The organism is Oryzifoliimicrobium ureilyticum, from assembly GCF_037199735.1.
Taxonomy (GTDB): Bacteria; Pseudomonadota; Alphaproteobacteria; order Rhizobiales; family Rhizobiaceae; genus Rhizobium; species Rhizobium ureilyticus.
In genome coordinates this window covers 485,713-506,642 of the sequence record NZ_JBBBVQ010000001.1, presented here as the reverse complement: position 1 = coordinate 506,642, position 20,930 = coordinate 485,713, and the positions used below count along the sequence as shown (strand labels likewise).

Below are 20,930 nucleotides of genomic sequence, written 5' to 3'. Positions count from 1 at the left end.
CAAAGCCGCTCCTATCAAAATAAAAGCGCGCCAATCAGTGATTGGCGCACAATCTCATAATATTGCGATTATATGCTCGAAAAATCGAGGCGCAAATGCGACTGCGAAAAATCAGAGAATTAGTAATCGTCGCTTTTTTCCGGAGGAACAAGTCCTTCGATACCAGCAAGAAGCTCTTCTTCCGACATTTGATCGAAAGATACTGTTTCCGGAAGATCGTCCTGTTCTTCGCCTTCGGCTGCAGCAGACGCTCCCGTCGCAAGCAGCGTTGCAGGATCAGGTTCCGGCTCGTCAACTTCGACATGTTTCTGAAGGGAATGGATCAAATCCTCTTTCAAATCGTCCGGCGATAAAGTCTCGTCGGCAATTTCGCGAAGCGCAACAACCGGATTCTTATCGTTATCGCGGTCAACCGTGATCGAAGCGCCCTGAGAAATCAGGCGCGCACGATGGCTAGCGAGGAGAACCAGTTCAAATCGGTTCTCGACTTTATCAATGCAATCTTCAACTGTGACACGGGCCATTGCCTGTCCTTTGCGGGTCGTGATCTCGGGATTAAGCACGCCGATACAATTAAAAGCGGAGCAATTCAAGTTTTTCGTGATTCATGTCACCGGACGATCGTTCAAGATTTTTTTCGCGCTCACGATATTTTGGTAGAAACTTACTTGGCATGCCAACAGTTCTACACTAAATCGAAATAGGTATATGAATAATTCGTAACTTAAGAATTATTCTGGGCTCCTGGCAGCGCTGAAAACGCGCCTCGCGAGGAAAATAGTTCAGGTTTTGCGGACGTTTTTATGATGTTTGATCCACGGGAAAAAATTGCGCTATTTATCGATGGCGCCAATCTTTACGCGGCCTCAAAGAGCCTAGGCTTCGATATTGATTATAGGAAATTGCTGAAGGCGTTTCAGAAGCGCGGTTATCTGCTTCGGGCCTATTATTACACCGCGCTCATCGAGGACCAGGAGTATTCGTCAATCCGGCCTCTCATCGATTGGCTGGACTACAACGGCTACAAGGTTATCACAAAGCCGGCCAAAGAATTCACCGACTCGATGGGACGCAGAAAGATCAAAGGCAACATGGATATCGAGCTTGCCATCGATGCCATGGAGCAGTCTGAGACCGTCGACCACCTCGTGATCTTTTCGGGAGATGGAGATTTCACGACGCTTGTGGAAGCGCTTCAGCGCAAGGGCCGTAAAGTGTCGATCATCTCGACGATGGCAACACAACCGCCGATGATCGCCGATGACCTTCGCCGGCAGGCAGATCATTTCATTGATCTTTTATCCTTGCGCAGCGAGATCGGACGCGAACCATCAGAACGCCCTGCCAGACCTGTCGAACCCGTCGTATCGGACGAGTTTGAAGCGTAAGGGCGCAAATCCGGCAAAGTTGGGTGACACCCGCATTGTTATCAGGGCGTCACCCGGCGTGCGACAGACCCACCCTCTACATCGCTTCGCTAGGCTAGCGTCGCTGGTATAAAGTCATCTAGACCAGGATTGAAATCATACCGGCCATGAGGTTCAACCGTTTTCCTTGAGAAGGCGGCTGCGTTGGCGGTTCCAATCCCTCTCTTTTTCAGTCTCTCTTTTATCGTGCAGTTTTTTACCGCGTGCCAACGCGAGTTCCAATTTTGCGCGGCCTTTGTCGTTGAAGTAAATCTTCAGCGGGACAAGCGTCATACCCTCACGACTGATCGCCACTCTTAGGCGGTTGATTTCGCGCTTTGAAAAGAGCAGCTTGCGCCGCCGACGAGGCTCATGGTTGAAGCGGTTTGCTTGGAGATATTCCGGCAGATACGAATTGATCAACCACATCTCACCGTTTTCGTCTGATGCATAAGATTCGGCGATATTGGCCTTGCCCTCACGCAGCGACTTAACTTCGGTCCCCTTCAAAACAAGACCAGCTTCATAGCTATCGACAATTTCGTAGTTAAACCGCGCCTTGCGGTTTTCGGCTACGATCTTCTTGACGATTTTCTCGCTACCCTTCGGGGCCATCTTCATCATTCCTATTCACGACGCGCCAAAGGCGCACCGTTCTATACACTCACATCCCAATTTAGGAACGCGCTTCCGTCAATTGCAACGCCGTTTCCGTCGTCTCTTCAGCCAGGACAAGACTTTCCCAAACCGCGATTGACGTAATAGCCAAACGATACCAGCGCTGCATATTTAGGTACGATACGGTGTTTGTGAAGTGGAAGTGACTAGCTAAGCAGACCGGCATGCCGAAGAGCCGCATCGATGGCCGCTTCCGTTGCAGGCTCCAATGTGTCAAGCAGCGGTGAACGTACCTTACGGCTCATCCGGCTTAACTTGCTTAGCGCGTATTTCGCACCACAAAGTCCTGGCTCAATGAAGATCGCTTTGTGAAGTGGCATAAGACGATCTTGATAGTCCAATGCTTTGCGGTAATCGCCATCTCTCATTGCGGCCTGAAATTCAGAACAGAGCCGAGGCGCGACATTTGCCGTCACTGAAATGCAGCCCGTTCCACCGTGGGCATTGAAGCCAAGGGCCGTAGCGTCTTCTCCAGATAGCTGCACAAACTGTGGGCCGCACGCTAGTCGCTGTTCCGACACACGCTCTATCTTGCCGGTCGCGTCTTTCACGCCGACGATGTTGGCATGGGCCTTGGCAAGCGCACCCATCGTTTCCGGAGACATGTCGATGACGGATCGACCGGGAATGTTGTAGATGTAGATTGGCAGCTTAACAGCTTCCGCAATTGCGGAAAAATGAGCAAAGATGCCCTTCTGCGTGGGTTTGTTGTAGTATGGAGTGACGACGAGAATGGCGTGAGCCCCTGCCTGCTCGGCATGTTTTGCAAGGTCTACTGCCTCGCGCGTATTGTTCGAACCTGCTCCAGCCATGACTGGTACCCGCTTCGCCGCGGTTTCAATACAAAGTTCGACCACTCTTTTATGCTCGGCATGAGACAATGTCGGGGATTCACCTGTCGTACCCACCGGCACTAAACCGTTGCTTCCCTCCTTGATTTGCCAATCCACATGGGCTGCGAACGAGGCTTCATCAACGAGGTTCGAGTCTGTGAAAGGGGTGACGAGAGCGGGAATAGATCCCTTGAACATGCCTTTAGCTCCTCACGGCCGTTCATGCTTCGGCCGCATTCCATGAATATCAGTGGTACACATTAGAACGGTGAGACGATGGCGACAAGCGCAGTGGAAGCGCGCCGGAATAAAATACCCGCGCAATGTGACCAGACTTTACCTGTTTTGGTAAGCTTTCGTTAATATGGCTGTCGGCAAATAGTCGGACGTTTTTTCTCCGGATGTCCTTGATGAACAAAACTTTGTTGGCCTTGTCCGCTCTGAGCGTAACGGTTTACGTCTTTGCCGCGGCAGCGTCCCCACTGCCTGGCGACGGCGTGCCGGTCCCAGACATACGTCCTATCGGGTTTGTTCCGCAGACATCGATTGCAGAGCCACTGACGACTGGCGCTATACCAAAGGGTCCGGCTTTGTCGCCGACGAGCACGAGTTTAAAGTCGGGGCTGGACGCTTTGTCCGCGGGCAACCCATTGCTTGCGATCTCGCTTCGGAATGCAATGCCTCCGGCCTCTCTGGATCGTCATATTCTGACATGGGCAATTGCGACTTCTGGACAAAAGGGCGTCCCATCGTTCGAGATTGCATCAGCGGCGACGGAGCTGCAAGGCTGGCCTGGTCTTTCAAAGCTTCGGAACTATTCGGAACGCGCGCTTTACGATGAAAATCCGGCACCTTCCGCAGTTCTTGCCGCATTTGGAAACACTGCTCCAGAGACGCCGTTCGGCGCACTGATCTTGTCGCGCGCACTTGTTGCAACCGGAAAATCATCTGAGGCAACGCGTTATGTCCGGGATGTCTGGCGTGGTCAGGTGCTTGATAAAGTGACCGAGGACAGGATCCTCGCCGAATTTTCGGGGCTGTTGACCGCTGCCGATCATAAGGCGCGCATGGAATATCTGATGTATCGCGGTCGTGTCGCCCAAGCGAAGCGTTTTGGCGATCTGGGACGGGCGCAATCTCTGTACAAAGCTTGGGCGGCTGTCGATGCCAAAGCGGCTGATGCCGGCAAGCAACTGGCCGCAGTCGATTCGCAGTGGGCCGGCGATCCCGGTTATCTGTTTGCGCGAATCGAATATCTTCGTCGGCAAGATCGATACGACGATGCGGCAAAGCTTCTGCAAAAGGCACCCCGTGACAAAAGCGAGCTCGTCAATGCGGGCGAATGGTGGAACGAGCAAAGGATTGTCAGCCGCGGTTTGGTCGATCAAGGTGATTTCAAAGACGCCTACCGCCTTGTTGCCAATCATGTCGCCACAACACCAGCGGATATCGCAGAAGCAGAGTTCCATGCCGGATGGTATGCGCTACGTGGCCTAAAAGACCCGGTGACGGCGCAAAAGCACTTCAAGAAGATTTTAGATTACGTCAGCGGTCCGATCTCGGTGTCTCGTTCTTGGTATTGGCAAGCCCGCGCCGCGGAAGCGGGAGGCGCTGGTCGGGCAACTGAACTTTACGCAAAAGCTGCCGGCTTTCCGAGTACATTTTACGGGCAACTTGCGGCCGAAAAGCTCGGACGCAAGACACTTGATGTTACCTACCCGTCCCCGACGGCCGAGGATCGTCAGCGGTTTCAAGCCCGCGAAGCGGTGCGTGCCATCGCGCGTCTTGAAGCGGCCGATCATGGTTGGCGCGCAGCAAGCCTTTACACGGCACTTGCAGAACAGCTTAACAGTCCAGGCGAACTAGCAATGCTTGCAGCTCAGGCCGAGCGTGCAGGCAACCATCACATCTCACTTCAGGTTGGGAAGATTGCCTATGGCCGAGGCATCGATGTGGCCGCGTTGGCTTTCCCGGTCGGTGTCATCCCGGCAAGCGCAAACATTTCCGGATCAGGTAAAGCACTTGCCTATGCGATCGCGCGCCAAGAGAGCGCCTTCAATCCCGTCGCCGTTTCTTCGGCCAATGCCCGGGGCCTCCTTCAATTGCTTCCTGGAACAGCCAAGCTTGTTGCCAAGCGCCACAATATCGCGTTTTCGCCAACCAAGCTTGATGATGCAGGATATAATGCGACGCTCGGCGCACATTATCTTGGCGAACAGATCGACGCCTTTGGCGGCTCTTATATCCTGACCTTCATTGCTTATAATGCCGGCCCGCGACGTGTGCCGGAATGGCTGGCGCGATATGGTGATCCACGCGGCAAGCCCATTGATGAAGTCGTAGACTGGATCGAACGCATCCCCTTCCCTGAGACACGCAATTACGTTCAGCGCGTTATGGAAAACTACGAAGTCTATAAAGCGCGGCTCGGCCAACCTACGGACTTGCAGCGGGATCTTATTCAGGGTCGTAGCTGACTTGCGGCTTTCTTATGCGGACCTCCGAATCCCTCAGGAGTGAGCATCGGCTTCAGAGTTTCGTGTAAGATGCCGAGTTATCGCTGAAAGGACCAAGGAACTGAGGCGCTTAATCAGTAGTGCTTGGCTCGCAAACTTGCCCAGCCCCTCAGACTTCTGTCAGACGGGTCGCGATTCAAAACAAAATCCCCAGGTCGCCGCTCCGCAAAACGCCTCAACCTTTTTGAGGGCATCCGGTTTCCTCGCTGGACCAAATGATTCAACAATTTATCGTATAGCGCCACCCTCAGAAAATCGGTTTTCGTGTTACCGATTTGTCCGCATCGAGCTTTTCATGATGTTCGTTCACGGATTTGCTTCGACAAACAAATTTATCAGCTCATGCAAGGTCAAGCGAGACTTCAAACCAATCAGCTTGGGGAATTCTCCTGGGCACAACCGGTGAAACAATCATTATCGGAATGTCGTACAGAGCTATCGATGCGGTCCGGAATTGATCGCAGGGGCCTCTTGCGACTGTCGTCTGACTCGCTGAAAGCGAGCCGATTTGAATTGAAGTGGTAATACTGAAAAATCGTAAAATTAAAATCGATAGAAAAGAAAAAGCCCGGCATTGCCGGGCTTTTCCTCCACTGAGATAACTCAGATTAGAATGCGCGCTGCAGACGGAAGTAACCGGTCCACTGATCGTCGCCGCCATCAACCTTGAAGTAGTTGGCAGTTGCCTTAGCGTAGAAGTTGTCTACGATCTGGTAATCAACCGTTACACCAGCGGTCCAAGCGTCGTTGTTAGAGAAGTTACCCTTGGAAACCAAGCCGTAGTTCCAGAAGTACTGGGCAGCAGGCGTGATCTTCCACTTGTCGGTAACCTTCACAGCGTATTCAACAGCTGCAGTCCACTCAGACACGTCGTCGTAAGCGTTTGCACCGCTTGCCCAAGCACCGGCTACACCGATCGTGCCAGGACCAACGTCGAAGTAAGCGATACCGCGAACGGCGCCTTCTTCGGTGTCCGTGTCATAGCCGCCAGTGACCTGGTAGGAGAAAGCGCCAGCCTTGCCGCCAACTGCACCGGCGATACCGATGTTGTTGGTGCGTGGGCCGAACGTCGGGCTACCAGCAAGAGCGTTGAGCGTGTAGGTCGTGCCTTCGAGCTCATCAACCGAAACGCCAGCGTAGAAGTCGCCAGACTCATACTGATAACGGATCGAGTTGTGGTTCGTGGAGTGCGAAGACAGAATGTCCGTCTCGCCGCTCAGATCGTCGTCCCACCAGCTGTAGAAGTAACCAGCGCGGAAGCCAGCGATGTCGAGGTAAGCAACGTCAACGAACGTGTTACGGCCGCCCTGGGAAGCACCAGCAGCATTCGTGTAGCTCGATGCAGAGTCAGCATTCGTACGCAGAGCGATAAGGCCCGTCAGAACGCCGTATTCCGTGTCGCTCTTTGCAGTGAACTGCAGCTGAGCGCGGGTGAAGGCGTCATAGTCAGAACCGTTGCCGATGCCACGACCGAAGTCGGTTTCGAAACGGATGTAGCCGTCGATCTTCAGGCAGGTTTCCGTGCCTGGGATGTAGAAGTAGCCGGTGCCATATGCGTCGCAAACGCGAACATATTCTACCGCTTCCGGCTCAGCAGCGACGATAGCGTCGGCAGCCTGAGCGCCGGATACGACTGCGAGGGCAGCCGCGGAGCCGAGCAGAAGGCTCTTGATGTTCATAGTGACCTCCAATTCAAGTTTCAGTCAGGACCAAGATTTTTCGCCACTTTAGCGGCGTTCCCTGCCCCAGTCCCGTGTTTCGAAGAAGTCGGACGATCAACCGCCCTCGCTTCCGAAGTTGAAAATACAAGACCGCGCCGTGCACGCAATGATCAACTTGAAGGTTTATGATGTTTGCGTCAGCCTTCCCTCAGCGCTGTTGCTGAAAGGTCACAAAACACCTGCCCCAACCTCCATTCATTTAGAATTTGTTAAGGAAACCAAGTTTTTGCGGGTGATCGAGGGCCTTCCGGCAACCGTCTTTCCGCTTAAGAATTCCCATTTTGGGACGATTCCTGGCGACTTTATTCCAATCGGCGTTGCCGCATCTTCGTTATCAGCGCCATCTGGCGGAGACTTCATTATGCCCTGGCGCGAGAATCGGCTCTGTCGCACTCAATGATTCTTACGATGATTCTCATCAAAAACTGTTGGCGTGCTCATAAAATACTTAGGGAGCTCGCTATCGCCTGTTGAAGGTATTGAGGAATGCGACGCAGGTTACCCATTCAGGGCATGGGTCTATAAGGAGCGTCGCTGCGATCGATGATAAGATCGTCGGTGTGTTCGCAGGTTTTCGACGGTCCGTGCCCCGCCTGGGGATCTGAAAAAGCGGACGACGGTCTCTCAACCGTCAATGCCACTTCTTAGTCCAAGGGAAAATGCCTTCCGTCGCAGTTCTCTTTCCAAGCCTTCATATTGGCTGCGTGAAAATTGTATTTGTGCAAACAGATGATGCCGGCGCTCACTTCGCCCAGACTTTTCACGACGCCCGTCATTTTTTTGTTTTATCTATGCAACGAAAGGTGACTTAGAGCTTCTGATCATTTGCGCGATTGGACAAGCGGGTTCTTCACCGGTCGTTGCTACAGGCTGTTATTTTTTGGCTTCAAGCCTCATCCCTCAAGTTGAGTCTGGCGAGACAAGTCAACGCGATCGCGGTGCGCTTCCGTCGATCTCTCCTTTGATGAGCTTAGTCGATCACACCAACATGACCGTGATAGCGGCATCGGTGCTCGTCATCTTAATGCATTATGATCTAGGATAGATCGACCTGGAACAGGCAGTGCTGCAAACCATCGACAATCCGGTCGGCACGAGATTGTCACCAATGCCTTAGGGACAAACTGTTACCTATGTATCCGGGCTGGACATGGCGGAGAGGAAGGGATTCGAACCCTCGATACGGTCTCCCGTATACGCCCTTAGCAGGGGCGCGCCTTCGACCACTCGGCCACCTCTCCGGTGGGAGCCCTGATAGAGACATTCAAAGGGCGACGCAAGCGCTTTTTCCCATTTTTCAAACAGGAAAAATGACAATGAAAGCAAGCCTAGCTCAGAAGCTGCTTTAGGTCCGTGGTCGGATCGGCAAGCAACGAACGATCAGGAGAAATTCCGGATTCCAACATTTTCTTGCCTGTCACATAGGCTTTGGCATCATTGATCGCATCGACAGCGACGAAACGACCTTTGCGAAAGTACCATACGGAATGCGCCCCATCGCGTGCACCGGCACGCAGGATGGTTTCGTCGTAGCCGAGGTTAAAGCCTGCAATTTGCAGCTTGACGTCATACTGATCCGACCAGAACCATGGCTTCGGATGATAAGGCGCCTCGCCACCGGCTATAACGACCGCGGCGGCCTCCGCCTGATCCACAGCATTCTGTACTGATTCAAGGCGAATACGTCGGTCCTCCCATGGGAGCATTGTGCAGTCCCCGGCAGCAAAGATGGATGGGTCGGAGGTGCGTGCGAATTCATCGACAAGAATGCCATTTCCAACGTCGAGACCCGCTTCCTTGGCAAGCCTATCGTTGGCAACGACGCCAATACCCACGATCGCAAGATCGATGTCGATAACAGAACCATCGGAAAGCTCAGCGCCAACAACGCGCCCGTCTCTCCCAATCAAATGCCTCAAGCCAGTACTTTCGCGGATCACGACATCATGGCTGCGGTGCACGACACGGATGATGTCGGCAGTTTCCTTAGCGGCAACACGTTGAAGAATGCGATCCGCCATCTCGATGACGGTTACTTCCAGACCTAGATGACGTGCGACGGCCGCGGCCTCAAGCCCAATGTAACCGCCACCAATGATCAAAACTCTGCGTCCGGGACGCATCTCTTCTGCAAGACGATCCGCATCGCGCTTGTCGCGCGCGACATAGACGCCTTCCAGATCTCCTCCAATCGCGGCAGGCAACTGCCGTGGTGTTGCGCCTGTGGTTAGAACAAGTGTTGAATATTCTAAAGCTGACCCATCCTGAAGAATCACCTGCTTGGAATCACGGCGGATTTGCTCGACCCAGGTCGACAAACGAATGTCGATATCATTGTCGACGTACCAGTTCTCAGGGCGAAACAGCAGTCGATCGAAGCTCATCTCGCCCAGCAAATATTTCTTGCTGAGAGGTGGACGCTGATAAGGCAGAACATCTTCGGCCCCGAGGATCGTGATCGGCCTGTTATCTTTCAACGCACGCAGCTTGGCAGCCATCGCAAATCCGGCCTGACCAGCACCGATAATGACCAATCTATCCGTCACCTTTTCCACTCCAGCCACTTCCGCTTGGGGCAGAGTTAGTGCCTGCCCTATTTCTCGTCAATTACACCTTATATTGGCTGGGACAAACTGCCCGCCACTCGTCAGTAACTGTGCCATGACATTGGTGCGCTCCTCTATCCCAAGACCGCCTTGGACCGTGGTGAAGGGCGACGAATGCAGCAAGAGGCAGATCAAGCCTCTTTACAGTCATCCCATTCTCGCACACATGCGGCGAAAATGGCACGAGCGCCATATTGGAGCGTTTATGTGGTTCGTCACGTCGGAACTGCGGAGATATCAGCCATCGCATGAGGTGTCTGAAAAACAATTAGATGGCTTTCTGATTTTCCCTTATGGTCACGGCATATGGAATAAACATTTCATTTTGGAGAGAAATGATGAGCAGTCAAACGACGGAGTCGACGGCGGTCCCGCGGGACTTCGAAAGTTTGCGCAGCACGATCATTGAACGAAAAAACATCATGCCCAAACGCCTCGCCCAGGTTGCAGCATTTGCGCTCGCCAATCCCGATGAGGTCGCGTTTGGAACAACAGCCAGCATTGCATCTGCCGCGGAGGTTCAGCCATCGACGCTTGTCAGACTGGCGCACCATCTCGGCTATGAGGGTTTTTCCGATTTGCAGAGCATCTTCCGCGAGCGACTGCGTGATCGTGCACCGAGCTATGAGGAGCGTTTGGCCCGGCTAGAGATGGCGACAGGGATAGATGAGGATACGACCATACTGTCCGGCTTTATCTCCGCCGCAAGTCAGTCGGTGAACCGATTGGCAGCCACAATCGATCCATCCCTTTTCGTCAAGGCGCTTGATATTTTGGCTCCCGCAGAGACAATCTACCTAATTGCCAAGCGCCGTGCCTACCCTTTGACGGCCCATATGAGCTACGCCTGCTCAAAACTCGGAATTCGCCATCAGATCGTTGCTTCGCCCAATGGCGTTGATCCTGAAATAGTTCAATTTGCAGGGTCTCGGGATGCTGCCCTGGCGGTCAGCTTTTCGCCCTATGCCGCAGAAAGCATTTCGCAAGCTGCTCTGCTTGCCGAGCGTGGCGTGCCACTGGTGGCAATCACCGATTCTGCTTTCTCACCACTTGCGGCGCATGCGCGATGCTGGTTCGAAATAGCGGAAGCTGACTTTGCGGGATTTCGGTCGCTTTCCGCCTCCATGGCGTTGATGATGGCCCTGCCGGTTGCCATCGCAGAACGCAGGCGCAAAAGGTCGATGCAAAAATCCAAGAAAGGCAAAATGGAATAAATATTCCGAATTGACAAAAAGCTGGAACTTATGTTTCATCTTTCTAACGGTTCAACATGCCGATCTATATAAGCGGGAGGAAACATGGCGATGGGCAATAACGGCCTGGAAAAAGAAGCCAGTCTTGATGTTATCACAATCGGACGTTCTTCCGTCGACCTTTACGGCCAGCAGATTGGATCGCGCCTCGAAGATATTGCTTCATTTGCAAAATCAGTCGGCGGCTGCCCTGCCAATATCGCAATCGGCACGGCCCGGCTCGGGCTGAAATCCGCGTTGGTGACCCGGGTCGGCGATGAGCAGATGGGTCGTTTCATCCGAGAGCAAGCAGCCCGCGAAGGCGTCGAGACCCGCGGGATTGTGACTGATCCGCAGAGATTAACCGCGCTTGTCTTGCTGGCTGTCGAAGCCGAAGGCGTTTCGCCGATGATCTTCTACAGAACCGACTGCGCCGATATGGCGCTCGATGAAAGAGATATCGATGAGGGCTTTATAGCCTCCTCACGCGCCGTGCTGGTCTCAGGAACACATTTTTCTCGACCAAACACGGAGGCGGCTCAGCGCAAAGCGATTCAGCTTGCGAAAGCAAATGGACGCAAAGTGATCTTCGACATCGATTATCGTCCGAACCTCTGGGGCCTCGCCGGTCATGCTGAGGGGTTCGAACGCTACGTCAAGTCCGATCACGTCAGCACAAAGATGAAGCAGACGCTTGCGGATTGCGACTTGATCATTGGAACGGAAGAAGAGATCCTGATTGCCTCAGGAGCTGACGACGTTCTCTCAGCGCTAAAGGAAATCAGACGGCTTTCGCCGGCGACCATCGTTCTCAAGCGCGGGGCAAAGGGCTGCATTGTCTATGATGGACCTATTGCAGACGATCTGGAGGCCGGAATTGTCGGACGCGGCTTCCCGATTGAGGTGTTCAACGTGCTGGGGGCTGGAGACGCGTTCATGTCCGGCTTTTTGCGCGGATGGCTACGCGACGAGCCGCTTGAAACATGCGCAACCTGGGCAAATGCCTGCGGCGCTTTCGCCGTTTCGCGTCTGCTGTGCTCACCAGAATATCCTACCTGGGCGGAGCTTGATTTCTTCCTCAAGAACGGAAGCCACGAGCGCGCCTTACGCAAGGACGAGGCGATCAACCACATTCATTGGGCCTCCACGCGCAACTCGGAAATCCCTCTTTTGATGGCGCTTGCGATCGATCATCGTTCGCAACTCGTTTCCGTTGCCGACGAACTTGGTGTTGATCACCGAAGGATCGGCGCCTTCAAGCGGCTTGCTGTTGCCGCAGCGGATCGTGTCGCTGATGGACGTAGCGGCTATGGGATGCTGATCGATGAGCGATTTGGTCGCGATGCTCTCTTCGATGCGGCCCAAAAGAATTTCAGCTGGATCGGGCGACCCGTGGAGCTTCCAGGTTCAAGGCCTCTGCGTTTCGAATTCGGACAGGATATCGGCTCGCAGCTCGTGGAATGGCCCCTTTCCCACTGCATAAAATGTCTTTGCTTCTACCATCCAGACGATCCGGCTGAGTTGAAACTCGAACAGCAGGAAAAGTTGCGAAGCCTTTTTGAGGCAGCGCGCAAGGTCGGGCGGGAACTCCTGGTCGAAATCATTGCTGGAAAGAATGGCGAGCTTAAGGAAGATACCATCTCGCGCGCAATGGAAGAACTTTACGGGCTCGGTATCAAGCCGGACTGGTGGAAGCTCGAGCCGCAGGCGTCGACAGGCGCCTGGGAGCGCATCGATGCCGTGATCGCGAAAAATGATCCGCTCTGCCGCGGCGTCGTTTTGCTCGGTCTGGAAGCTCCGGCGGAGGAATTGATCCGTGGCTTTGAAGCGACGTTGGCGGCAAAATCAGTCAAAGGTTTTGCGGTCGGGAGAACTATTTTCGCAGAACCTGCGCGTGCTTGGCTTTCCGGCCAGATCGATGATGAGGGAGCAATTACCGACATGGCTGGCCGTTTCCGTTATCTGACTGAAGCCTGGTTGAAAACGCGCGGTTTGCTTTAAACAAAAGCGACTTATTGCCGATCGACCTGACTATGACGACAGATGAGATTGGCAAAGTTTCCGGAGGAACATCCTCTACATGCATGTATGTTCTTTACGGCATGCTGGAAAGGCGAAGCGCCAGATACGGCGAACGCCAATAAAATGAATGTGGTTTTCGGGAGGACCCGGTGGAGAAGACGATCCGTTTAACGATGGCTCAGGCCGTCACTCATTTTTTGAAGTCGCAGATGACGATGCTCGATGGCCAGAAGATGCCAATTTTTGCGGGCGTCTGGGGCATCTTTGGTCATGGGAACGTCGCAGCCTTGGGCGAAGCGCTCTATCAGGTGCGACAAGAGTTGCCCACGTACCGCGCCCATAACGAACAGGGAATGGCGCATGCTGCCGTCGCCTTTGCGAAAGCAAGTTTTCGCCGTCGTTTCATGGCGTGCACGACCTCAATTGGACCCGGCGCTCTGAATATGGTGACCGCGGCGGGGGTTGCTCACGTCAACCGCTTGCCAGTGCTTTTTCTGCCAGGTGATGTCTTCGCCAATCGCGCGCCGGACCCCGTTCTGCAGCAGATCGAGAATTTTGCCGATGGTACGGTCTCGGTCAATGATGCCTTCCGAGCGGTCTCTCGATATTTTGACCGCATTACCCGACCTGAGCAGATTATGCCCGCTTTGCGGCGCGCCATGCAGGTTTTGACCGATCCAACGGATTGTGGCCCTGTAACCTTATCGCTTTGCCAGGACGTGCAGGCCGAGGCCTTCGACTATCCAGAAAGCTTTTTCGAAGAGAAGATCTGGACCACGAACCGCCGCGCCCGCCCCGACACAAACGAACTTGCGCACGCTCTCGCCGCAATCCAGAAAGCGAAGAAGCCTCTTATCATTGCAGGTGGCGGGGTCCTCTATTCACTTGCGACCGACGAACTCGCCAAATTTGCCGAGCAACACAATATCCCGGTGGCGGTGACCCAAGCTGGGAAGTCGGCGATCGACGAGCGTCATCCGCTGGCTCTCGGCTCTATCGGCGTCACAGGGACATCGGCGGCCAACGCGCTTGCAGTGGAAGCCGACCTCATCATTGGAATTGGGACCCGCTTCCAGGACTTCACGACCGGCTCCTGGGCACTTTTCCGCAACAAACAGACGAAGCTTTTGTCGATCAATGTTGTGCCCTTCGACGCGGGCAAGCATGATGCGATTGCCTTGGTTTGTGATGCACGTGAGGGTCTCCTAGAACTGTCCGGCAAACTCGGGGCGTTCAAAACGTCGGGTATCAAAGAGACAGTTGATTCAGAGAAAGCTTGCTGGAACGAAGCAGTCCGGGCTGCCTTCACGACTGAAAATCGCACCGAAAGCGGTCTTCCATCGGATGCTCAGGTGATTGGTGCCGTGACGCGCTCTATCGACCTCGAAAAATCTGTCGTGGTCTGTGCGGCCGGTGGTCTTCCAGGCGAGTTGCACAAACTGTGGCCTGCGACGGTTCCGGGCAGCTACCATCTTGAATATGGCTTTTCATGCATGGGCTATGAGATTGCCGGCGCAATTGGCGTCAAGATGGCCAGCCCTGAAAAGAACGTCGTCGTCATGGTTGGCGATGGGTCGTACATGATGATGAATTCCGAACTTGCTACCTCTGTGATGATAGGCAAGAAGATCACGGTCGTTCTTTTGGACAATCGCGGCTACGGCTGCATCAATCGGCTGCAGATGGCGACCGGCGGAGCGAACTTCAACAATCTACTGAAGGACTCCTATCAGATCGTTACGCCCGAAATCGACTTCCGTCAGCATGCCGAAGCCATGGGCGCGATCGCGGTCAAGGTCTCATCTTTGGGTGAGCTTGAAGCTGCGGTTAGAGCTGCTGAAGGCAATGATCGCTCAACGGTTATCGTCATCGACACTGACCCCTTGGCAACCACAGAGGCCGGCGGCCATTGGTGGGATGTCGCTGTGCCCGAAGTTTCGCCGCGCGCAGAGGTTGGCAAGGCGAGAGCACAGTATGAAGAAGCACGTCGCCTGCAACGCTACAATTAATTGATCCGGAGAATAGCATGATCCGTTACGGGACAAACCCCATTGCCTGGAGCAACGACGACGACCGCTCAATCGGCGCACATCTTAGCCTGGAAGATTGCCTTGCTGACTGCGAGAAGATCGGTTTCGACGGCATCGAAAAAGGTCACAAGATGCCAAGCGATCCGGCTGAACTGAAAAAGGTTCTGGCCGCCCATAAACTTGTGTTCGTCTCTGGATGGCACTCGCTTAACTTGCTAGCTCATAGCGTCGAGGATGAGAAGAAGGCGATCCAGCCGCATCTCGATCTTCTGAAGTATAACGACTGCAAAGTCTGTATTGTGTGCGAAACGTCCAACGCAATCCATGGCGACGACGGAAAAGCTCTGGCTGACAAGCCAGTTCTTGAGGCTGGCCGTTGGGCAAAGTTCGGCGCCGATGTCGAAGCGATTGCTCAATATTGCGCAAACCAGGGCATCGATCTTGTCTACCATTACCATATGGGAACGGTTGTTCAAACGGAGGAAGAGATTGACCTCTTGATGAAGAATACCGGCCCAGCAACCAAGCTTCTCCTCGATACCGGGCATGCCTGGTTCGGCGGCAGCGACCCCGTTGTCCTCGCCAACCGCTATATGGATCGTGTACGGCATATCCATGCAAAGAATGTTCGGCCAGCGATCCGAAAAGAGGTGGAGAGTGAGAAGCTTTCCTTCCTCGAAGGGGTTCGGCGCGGTGTCTTCACGGTTCCGGGAGATCCGGAAGGCGGCGTGGATTTTCTGCCCGTGCTGAAGGTTGCTGCAGATCACCGATATAGCGGTTGGTTGGTCATCGAAGCGGAGCAGGATCCCGTCAAGCGTAATCCCTTCGAATATCAGTCGATGGGGCTGAAGGCGCTCAAAGGTTTTGCCAAAGAAGCCGGTCTCGACCAAGGCTGAACGACCTGTATGGTGCGGTTCGCCAAACAGCCGGCCGCGCTCTACATTTCCAATCAAAGCGTATTGCAGTCATTTCATGCTTTGGTTCGACAAGGCTTGGATCCAACTAGGATCCGGGCATCAACGCGGAGGACGTCATGCCCAATCTCAAGATCAAACCAAGCGCTACCCAAGGTCAGGTTATCAATGTTACGCCGGAGAATGCCGGATGGACCTATGTTGGATTTGATCTTCATCGGTTGAAGCCGGGTGAAACTGTGTCGGGCGAAACCGGCGAACGCGAAGTTTGCCTGGTCTTCGTCACCGGCAAAGGTAGGGCCATGGCAGGAAGGCGCGACTTTGGTATCCTCGGCAAGCGCATGAGCCCTTTTGAGGGCGCCCCTGACGCAGTTTACATTCCTATGGAGTCGGCATGGTCAATCACTGCGGAGACGGATCTTGAGCTGGCCGTTTGCTCGGCTCCCGGCGGTGGCACCTATGAAGCGAAAGTCATCGCAGCCGGCACTCATCCCCAAATCACCCGTGGCCAGGGCACGAATACCCGATACGTCACCAACATCATGCCCGAGGACGATAGCTCTGCACATTCGCTGCTCGTTGTTGAGGTGATCACGCCGGGTGGCCATACCTCATCCTACCCGCCTCACAAGCACGATCAGGACGATCTACCGGCCGAAAGCATGCTTGAGGAAACCTATTATCATAGGTTGAACCCGCCACAGGGCTTTGCGTTTCAACGTGTTTATACCGATGATCGATCGCTCGATGAGGCGATGGCGGTTGAAGACGGCGATGTCACTCTGGTGCCAAAGGGCTATCACCCCTGCGCTGCGTGTCACGGTTACGATCTCTATTACCTCAATGTCATGGCAGGCCCGCAGCGAGTATGGAAATTTCACAACGCGAAAGAGCATGAATGGCTGGTGAAGGCCTAAGGCCCTTACCAACAATACTCGAAAACCTACTCGATATCCGGCCACTCGTACTTTGAGTAAATCGGTGGTGCGCCGTCTGAGGTGGCGCGCCAAAAAGGTGCAAGCAGACTTTCCGTCCAAGGGAACAGAGGCACACCGCTTGTCGCACCGGTGCAATTTTATCGAGCAGCTTCAGTCTTCGGAAACGGTTATGTCGTAAAATGAAAGCCGGTTAACGAAGGAGGTTGACATGACGATGGTTTCACATCGCATCGAGACGGACACAGTTTATCCAGAGCATTCTCTCGGCTGCCCCGGAAAGGTAATTTTTGTCGGCCATCACTTGAGCACCGGCAAACAAATCACCTGCATCATACGCGCCATCAGTCTGGCTGGCGCGACACTCGAGATTGATCCCGAGGTAAAGCTGCCCGACAATTTCTTTCTGGAGATCTTCGGCATCAGAGACGAGATCGGGGCGACGGTGGTCAAGCGTGAAGGCGGGTTCACCGTTATCAGCTTCAACATGCTGCTCAATTCTGACTTCCTCCATCACGTGCTGCGCCTAAGCTTCGAGAGCATGGAATAAATTGCATTGCTGTCAGGCTTAGCGATCCTTCATAGAGAAGATTGAGATCCAGCACGTCGTCGTGTTCGTAGACTGTAGCAAAAGGCAAATGCGGGCTGGAGTAGATGACAGTTTTGATCGCTTACGGAGGTTCGCTCCTTTGCTTCCTCATGCTTGACGGCATTTGGCTCGGCTTGGTCGCCCGCAAGTTCTACAAGAATCAGCTTGGCGACAAAATGCTACCCTCCCCTCGCATTCCCATAGCGGCCTTGTTTTATCTGCTTTTCACTGCTGCCGTCGTTATCCTTGCCGTCATGCCGGCGGTGACAGCCCATTCACCGGCCATTGCCCTAACATACGGTGCTGTTTTAGGTCTTGCGGCTTTCGGGACCTACGACATGACGAATCTGTCCACTTTAAAGGACTGGCCTTTAAAGATGAGCATTGTCGATCTCGCGTGGGGTACCTTCGTCACAGCCGCGTCCAGCTATGCCGGCTATTTCGCTGCAAGCCTTGCTGCGGCTGGATGATCACGGGCTATTGACCGATCTCTCCTTTCATAGATGGTGCCTCGGCTCCACCGCATGGCGCATGGTGGACGGTTTTGGCAGCTTATGTCCTTGCCATCGTTAACGCTCAGCCTATTGTCGCAGCAGCAAGACTAGATCGGGTTCTTTCATGACTGCTTTTTCACGGTTCACGCCGCTTATCGCTTCCCTGCCGTCGACGGTGCCCTTTGTTGGCCCTGAAGCGATCGAACGGCAAAAACGCGTGAGCGTCAAAGCGCGCATCGGCGCAAACGAAAGCGGCTTTGGCCCTGCGCCTTCTGTGATGCTTGCCATGCAGGAAGCGGCAGCGGATATATGGAAATACAACGACCCGGAAAATCACGACCTGCGGCAAGCGATCGCCGGTCATCTCGGAGTGAGCGCAAGCAATATCGCCATCGGCGGCGGTATCGATGAGCTGCTCGGACAGATTGTGCGAATGGTTGTGGAGCCCGGCAACCCTGTGGTGACTTCGCTCGGCGGATATCCGACGTTTAACTTTCATGTGAGCGGATTTGGCGGCAGGTTCGTTACCGTCCCCTACCTCGGCGATAGGGAGAATGTCGAGGGTCTCCTCGATGCCGTTCGCCGGGAAAATGCGCCTCTCGTCTACTTCGCCAACCCGGACAATCCAATGGCTAGTTGGTGGGACGCCGGGACAGTTGTGGACTTTGCTAAGTCCCTGCCCGAAACGACGCTTCTTATCCTTGATGAGGCCTATAGCGAGACAGGTCCACGGGAAGCATTGCCGCCAATTGACGCGCTCATTTCACTCCCAAACATCATAAGAACACGTACGTTTTCGAAGGCCTATGGTTTGGCCGGAGCACGCGTCGGATATGCCATAACGACCCCTGGGACGGCAGAGGCTTTCGATAAGATCCGTAACCATTTTGGCATGAACAGGCTGGCGACAGCGGCTGCTCTCGCAGCGCTCAAGGATCAAGCCTATCTCTATGAGGCCGTGGCAAATATCGCAGCGTCCAGAGAGCGCATTGCCGGGATTGCTCGCGCCAACGGTTTGCAACCATTGCCCTCGGCGACCAATTTCGTTGCTGTCGATGCGGGCCGAGACGGGATCCATGCGCGCGCGATCGTCGACGGACTAATGCAGCACGGGGTTTTCATCCGCATGCCTGGCGTTGCACCACTAAATAGGTGCATCCGCATCAGCACAGGGCCGGAACGCGACATGGCACTTCTAGAAGAAACCCTTCCCCAAGTTCTGAAGTCGCTCGCCTGACAGCTCAACGCAGATGGCATGCTACCTCAGTGTGAACGCTGATTTCTTCTGCCTCAGATAACGATCTTAGTGGATCGTCATCCATTCGCGTGCAGCCCTTAGTGCAGCCACGAGTTCCATCTTGTTCATGGTTGCAGCAACGTCTGCCCGCAGTTCGGCGGCCCGATCGCAGCCCTTGATTGCCGCAATGTTCAGCCACTTATGTGCCGAAACCAAATCGACCGGGCAACCGCGGCCGGTTGCATACATAAGCCCCATCTCGCAGAACAATTCAGCACTGTTCTCACCACCAGATGGAGCAATGTCCAATGCGCTCATTTCATAACGTGCCATGACTTTTATCCCTGTTCCGTCTTGCTTGTTATAGACCCTGTTTTACCACTGAGAGCTGGCCGTCTTGCTGGCGACATCTTGCTCTTTTGGCGGTTTTTACCGCTCGTTTGATGAGGATCATGATGCGCTAGACGCTTCAAAAAACGTCTAAAATGCATGATTAATTTGAGACAAACAAAATTTAAACGCTTGGTAAAATTGGCTTTTCATTAAACATCGACAGGCCTGTGTTGCAGGGATTTCTTTTAATTTTTAACTCAAGTTTCATCTTTCGAAATCAACGGTTTGTTGACCATAGCTCCAAGACATTCTTGTCTTTCAAATCTCCACAAGGGCCGGATTTCAATGAAGCGCGGCCCTATTTACCTTTACGTCAGCGTAAGTTATTTTCCCGATCGGTATCAGGGAGGAAGCGACAATGCGTACACTCATCATGGCAGGAATATTGCTTGCATCGGCCGGGCTGACACAGGCAGCTGAGCCAATTGAAGGCAATTGGAAAACTGAGTCCGGCGAAACTGCATCAATCGCCGACTGCGGCAAATCGTTTTGCATCACTTTGAAAAGCGGCAAGTATGTCGGAAAGACGATCGGCAAGTTGGCAGGGGCCGGCAATGCCTATACGGGCCAAGTGACCGATCCTGAAAACGACAAGACATATGAGGGATCGGCAAAGATTTCAGGCGCCTCATTAAAGTTGCAGGGTTGCGTTTTGAAGGTCTTCTGCAAAACGCAGACCTGGACGCGCCTTTAGGGCCAGCTTTGAAGCTGGCCTTTGCCCCATCTAGAGAAGCTGCCTTTGCCGACCAGTGAGCGGAATGTCCAAACAGGATCTTGCCATGACGGTTTGAAACCGGCGCCTCAGATCCGGAAAGTCATCGAGATTCCGGCGCTGGTTTTCATCGGGATGCGCAGTTGATGCAGACCTTATTCGCGAGGCGATCAACCCCATTGTTTTAGCGATCGATCCCCTACTCTATTTTTGAGAAGCGTGCTTGCGAAGGTGGCGGACTTTGTCTGGGGCCGAGGCAGCCGACTTACCGGACCTACTAAGCCGAAGGCGTCATATGAACGTAACATGAACCGGCATCTCAGCGCTTATTCAGATGCAACATGGCAAAAGGGAGCCAGAATTAAGGTAGTCAAGCAGGAATTCGATATGCTGACGCTCGCTAGGCGCTTCACCATCATTACCATCTCGATGGCGCTCTTTGCTGTGGGTTTTTCCGTTGCTGTCTCGCATAACAGCGCGAGCGGCTCGCAATCGCACTTTGGCGCTAACTACGGTTGCGCGGTGAATGTCTCTTCATACTGCAAATCCGAGACCCCTTGAGGTCAGGTCAGAAAATTAGCGATCCGCAGCTGCGATGTCGTTTGCTTGTAA

At 53.8% G+C, this 20,930-nt stretch carries 19 protein-coding genes and 1 tRNA gene; 13 read left to right on the top strand and 7 right to left on the bottom strand.

Annotated elements, in window-relative coordinates; genetic code table 11:
* Nucleotides 1–119: 119 nt before the first annotated feature.
* A complete protein-coding gene (gene rpoZ / locus VQ830_RS02400) occupies nucleotides 120–524 on the bottom strand; it encodes a DNA-directed RNA polymerase subunit omega (RefSeq protein WP_337266447.1) in 405 nt (134 codons plus the stop codon).
* Nucleotides 525–806: 282 nt separating this feature from the next.
* On the opposite strand from rpoZ, the gene VQ830_RS02395 reads away from it, so the two are divergent.
* Nucleotides 807–1,388, top strand: a complete 582-nt coding sequence (locus VQ830_RS02395; protein WP_337266622.1) for a LabA-like NYN domain-containing protein — start codon at nucleotides 807–809, stop codon at nucleotides 1,386–1,388.
* 153 nt (nucleotides 1,389–1,541) lie between these two features.
* Here the strand turns inward: VQ830_RS02395 and smpB are convergent, their stop codons facing one another.
* Both smpB and dapA read right to left on the bottom strand, forming a co-directional pair.
* Nucleotides 1,542–2,021 (bottom strand): SsrA-binding protein SmpB, encoded by a 480-nt coding sequence (smpB, locus tag VQ830_RS02390; RefSeq protein WP_337266446.1) that lies wholly within the window; start codon nucleotides 2,019–2,021, stop codon nucleotides 1,542–1,544.
* 209 nt (nucleotides 2,022–2,230) lie between these two features.
* Nucleotides 2,231–3,115: a 4-hydroxy-tetrahydrodipicolinate synthase gene (dapA, locus tag VQ830_RS02385; protein WP_337266445.1), complete on the bottom strand. Its 885-nt coding sequence runs from the start codon at nucleotides 3,113–3,115 to the stop codon at nucleotides 2,231–2,233.
* A 212-nt stretch (nucleotides 3,116–3,327) separates the two neighbouring features.
* Here dapA and VQ830_RS02380 point away from each other — a divergent pair, with 212 nt between their 5' ends.
* Nucleotides 3,328–5,394 carry a lytic transglycosylase domain-containing protein gene (locus VQ830_RS02380; protein ID WP_337266444.1) on the top strand — a complete coding sequence of 689 codons (2,067 nt, stop codon included), beginning with the start codon at nucleotides 3,328–3,330 and terminating at the stop codon, nucleotides 5,392–5,394.
* Between the two features lie 647 nt (nucleotides 5,395–6,041).
* On the opposite strand, the gene VQ830_RS02375 is transcribed toward VQ830_RS02380, so the two are convergent.
* Nucleotides 6,042–7,112 (bottom strand): porin, encoded by a 1,071-nt coding sequence (locus VQ830_RS02375; RefSeq protein WP_337266443.1) that lies wholly within the window; start codon nucleotides 7,110–7,112, stop codon nucleotides 6,042–6,044.
* A 148-nt stretch (nucleotides 7,113–7,260) separates the two neighbouring features.
* On the opposite strand from VQ830_RS02375, the gene VQ830_RS02370 reads away from it, so the two are divergent.
* Nucleotides 7,261–7,554 carry a hypothetical protein gene (locus VQ830_RS02370; RefSeq protein ID WP_337266442.1) on the top strand — a complete coding sequence of 98 codons (294 nt, stop codon included), beginning with the start codon at nucleotides 7,261–7,263 and terminating at the stop codon, nucleotides 7,552–7,554.
* A 751-nt stretch (nucleotides 7,555–8,305) separates the two neighbouring features.
* Here VQ830_RS02370 and VQ830_RS02365 read toward each other — a convergent pair.
* Together VQ830_RS02365 and VQ830_RS02360 are read right to left on the bottom strand one after the other, a co-directional pair.
* Nucleotides 8,306–8,395: transfer RNA gene (locus VQ830_RS02365), tRNA-Ser, on the bottom strand.
* An 87-nt stretch (nucleotides 8,396–8,482) separates the two neighbouring features.
* The gene (locus tag VQ830_RS02360) at nucleotides 8,483–9,700 is read right to left on the bottom strand and encodes an NAD(P)/FAD-dependent oxidoreductase (RefSeq protein ID WP_337266441.1); all 1,218 of its coding nucleotides are present in this window, start codon (nucleotides 9,698–9,700) and stop codon (nucleotides 8,483–8,485) included.
* A gap of 398 nt (nucleotides 9,701–10,098) precedes the next feature.
* Here VQ830_RS02360 and VQ830_RS02355 point away from each other — a divergent pair, with 398 nt between their 5' ends.
* From VQ830_RS02355 to VQ830_RS02320, 8 genes are all read left to right on the top strand, one after another.
* Nucleotides 10,099–10,974: a MurR/RpiR family transcriptional regulator gene (locus VQ830_RS02355; protein ID WP_337266440.1), complete on the top strand. Its 876-nt coding sequence runs from the start codon at nucleotides 10,099–10,101 to the stop codon at nucleotides 10,972–10,974.
* A gap of 84 nt (nucleotides 10,975–11,058) precedes the next feature.
* Nucleotides 11,059–12,993 carry a bifunctional 5-dehydro-2-deoxygluconokinase/5-dehydro-2-deoxyphosphogluconate aldolase gene (locus VQ830_RS02350; protein ID WP_337266439.1) on the top strand — a complete coding sequence of 645 codons (1,935 nt, stop codon included), beginning with the start codon at nucleotides 11,059–11,061 and terminating at the stop codon, nucleotides 12,991–12,993.
* A 170-nt stretch (nucleotides 12,994–13,163) separates the two neighbouring features.
* Entirely contained in the window at nucleotides 13,164–15,023 is a 1,860-nt protein-coding gene (gene iolD / locus VQ830_RS02345; RefSeq protein ID WP_337266438.1) for a 3D-(3,5/4)-trihydroxycyclohexane-1,2-dione acylhydrolase (decyclizing), read from the top strand.
* A 17-nt stretch (nucleotides 15,024–15,040) separates the two neighbouring features.
* On the top strand, nucleotides 15,041–15,940 hold the full coding sequence (gene iolE / locus VQ830_RS02340) for a myo-inosose-2 dehydratase (RefSeq protein WP_337266437.1): 900 nt from the start codon (nucleotides 15,041–15,043) through the stop codon (nucleotides 15,938–15,940).
* Nucleotides 15,941–16,077: 137 nt separating this feature from the next.
* Entirely contained in the window at nucleotides 16,078–16,875 is a 798-nt protein-coding gene (gene iolB / locus VQ830_RS02335; RefSeq protein WP_337266436.1) for a 5-deoxy-glucuronate isomerase, read from the top strand.
* 229 nt (nucleotides 16,876–17,104) lie between these two features.
* On the top strand, nucleotides 17,105–17,443 hold the full coding sequence (locus tag VQ830_RS02330) for a hypothetical protein (protein ID WP_438617141.1): 339 nt from the start codon (nucleotides 17,105–17,107) through the stop codon (nucleotides 17,441–17,443).
* Between the two features lie 104 nt (nucleotides 17,444–17,547).
* Nucleotides 17,548–17,952: a DUF2177 family protein gene (locus VQ830_RS02325; protein ID WP_337266435.1), complete on the top strand. Its 405-nt coding sequence runs from the start codon at nucleotides 17,548–17,550 to the stop codon at nucleotides 17,950–17,952.
* A gap of 148 nt (nucleotides 17,953–18,100) precedes the next feature.
* Complete coding sequence (locus VQ830_RS02320) at nucleotides 18,101–19,213, top strand: pyridoxal phosphate-dependent aminotransferase (protein WP_337266434.1); 1,113 nt, start codon at nucleotides 18,101–18,103, stop codon at nucleotides 19,211–19,213.
* Nucleotides 19,214–19,279: 66 nt separating this feature from the next.
* Here the strand turns inward: VQ830_RS02320 and VQ830_RS02315 are convergent, their stop codons facing one another.
* Nucleotides 19,280–19,546 carry an SEL1-like repeat protein gene (locus tag VQ830_RS02315; RefSeq protein ID WP_337266433.1) on the bottom strand — a complete coding sequence of 89 codons (267 nt, stop codon included), beginning with the start codon at nucleotides 19,544–19,546 and terminating at the stop codon, nucleotides 19,280–19,282.
* A 418-nt stretch (nucleotides 19,547–19,964) separates the two neighbouring features.
* Between VQ830_RS02315 and VQ830_RS02310 the strand changes: the two genes are divergently transcribed.
* Nucleotides 19,965–20,300 (top strand): DUF2147 domain-containing protein, encoded by a 336-nt coding sequence (locus VQ830_RS02310; protein WP_337266432.1) that lies wholly within the window; start codon nucleotides 19,965–19,967, stop codon nucleotides 20,298–20,300.
* A gap of 324 nt (nucleotides 20,301–20,624) precedes the next feature.
* The gene (locus tag VQ830_RS02305) at nucleotides 20,625–20,879 is read left to right on the top strand and encodes a hypothetical protein (RefSeq protein WP_337266638.1); all 255 of its coding nucleotides are present in this window, start codon (nucleotides 20,625–20,627) and stop codon (nucleotides 20,877–20,879) included.
* The last annotated feature ends 51 nt before the right edge of the window (nucleotides 20,880–20,930 follow it).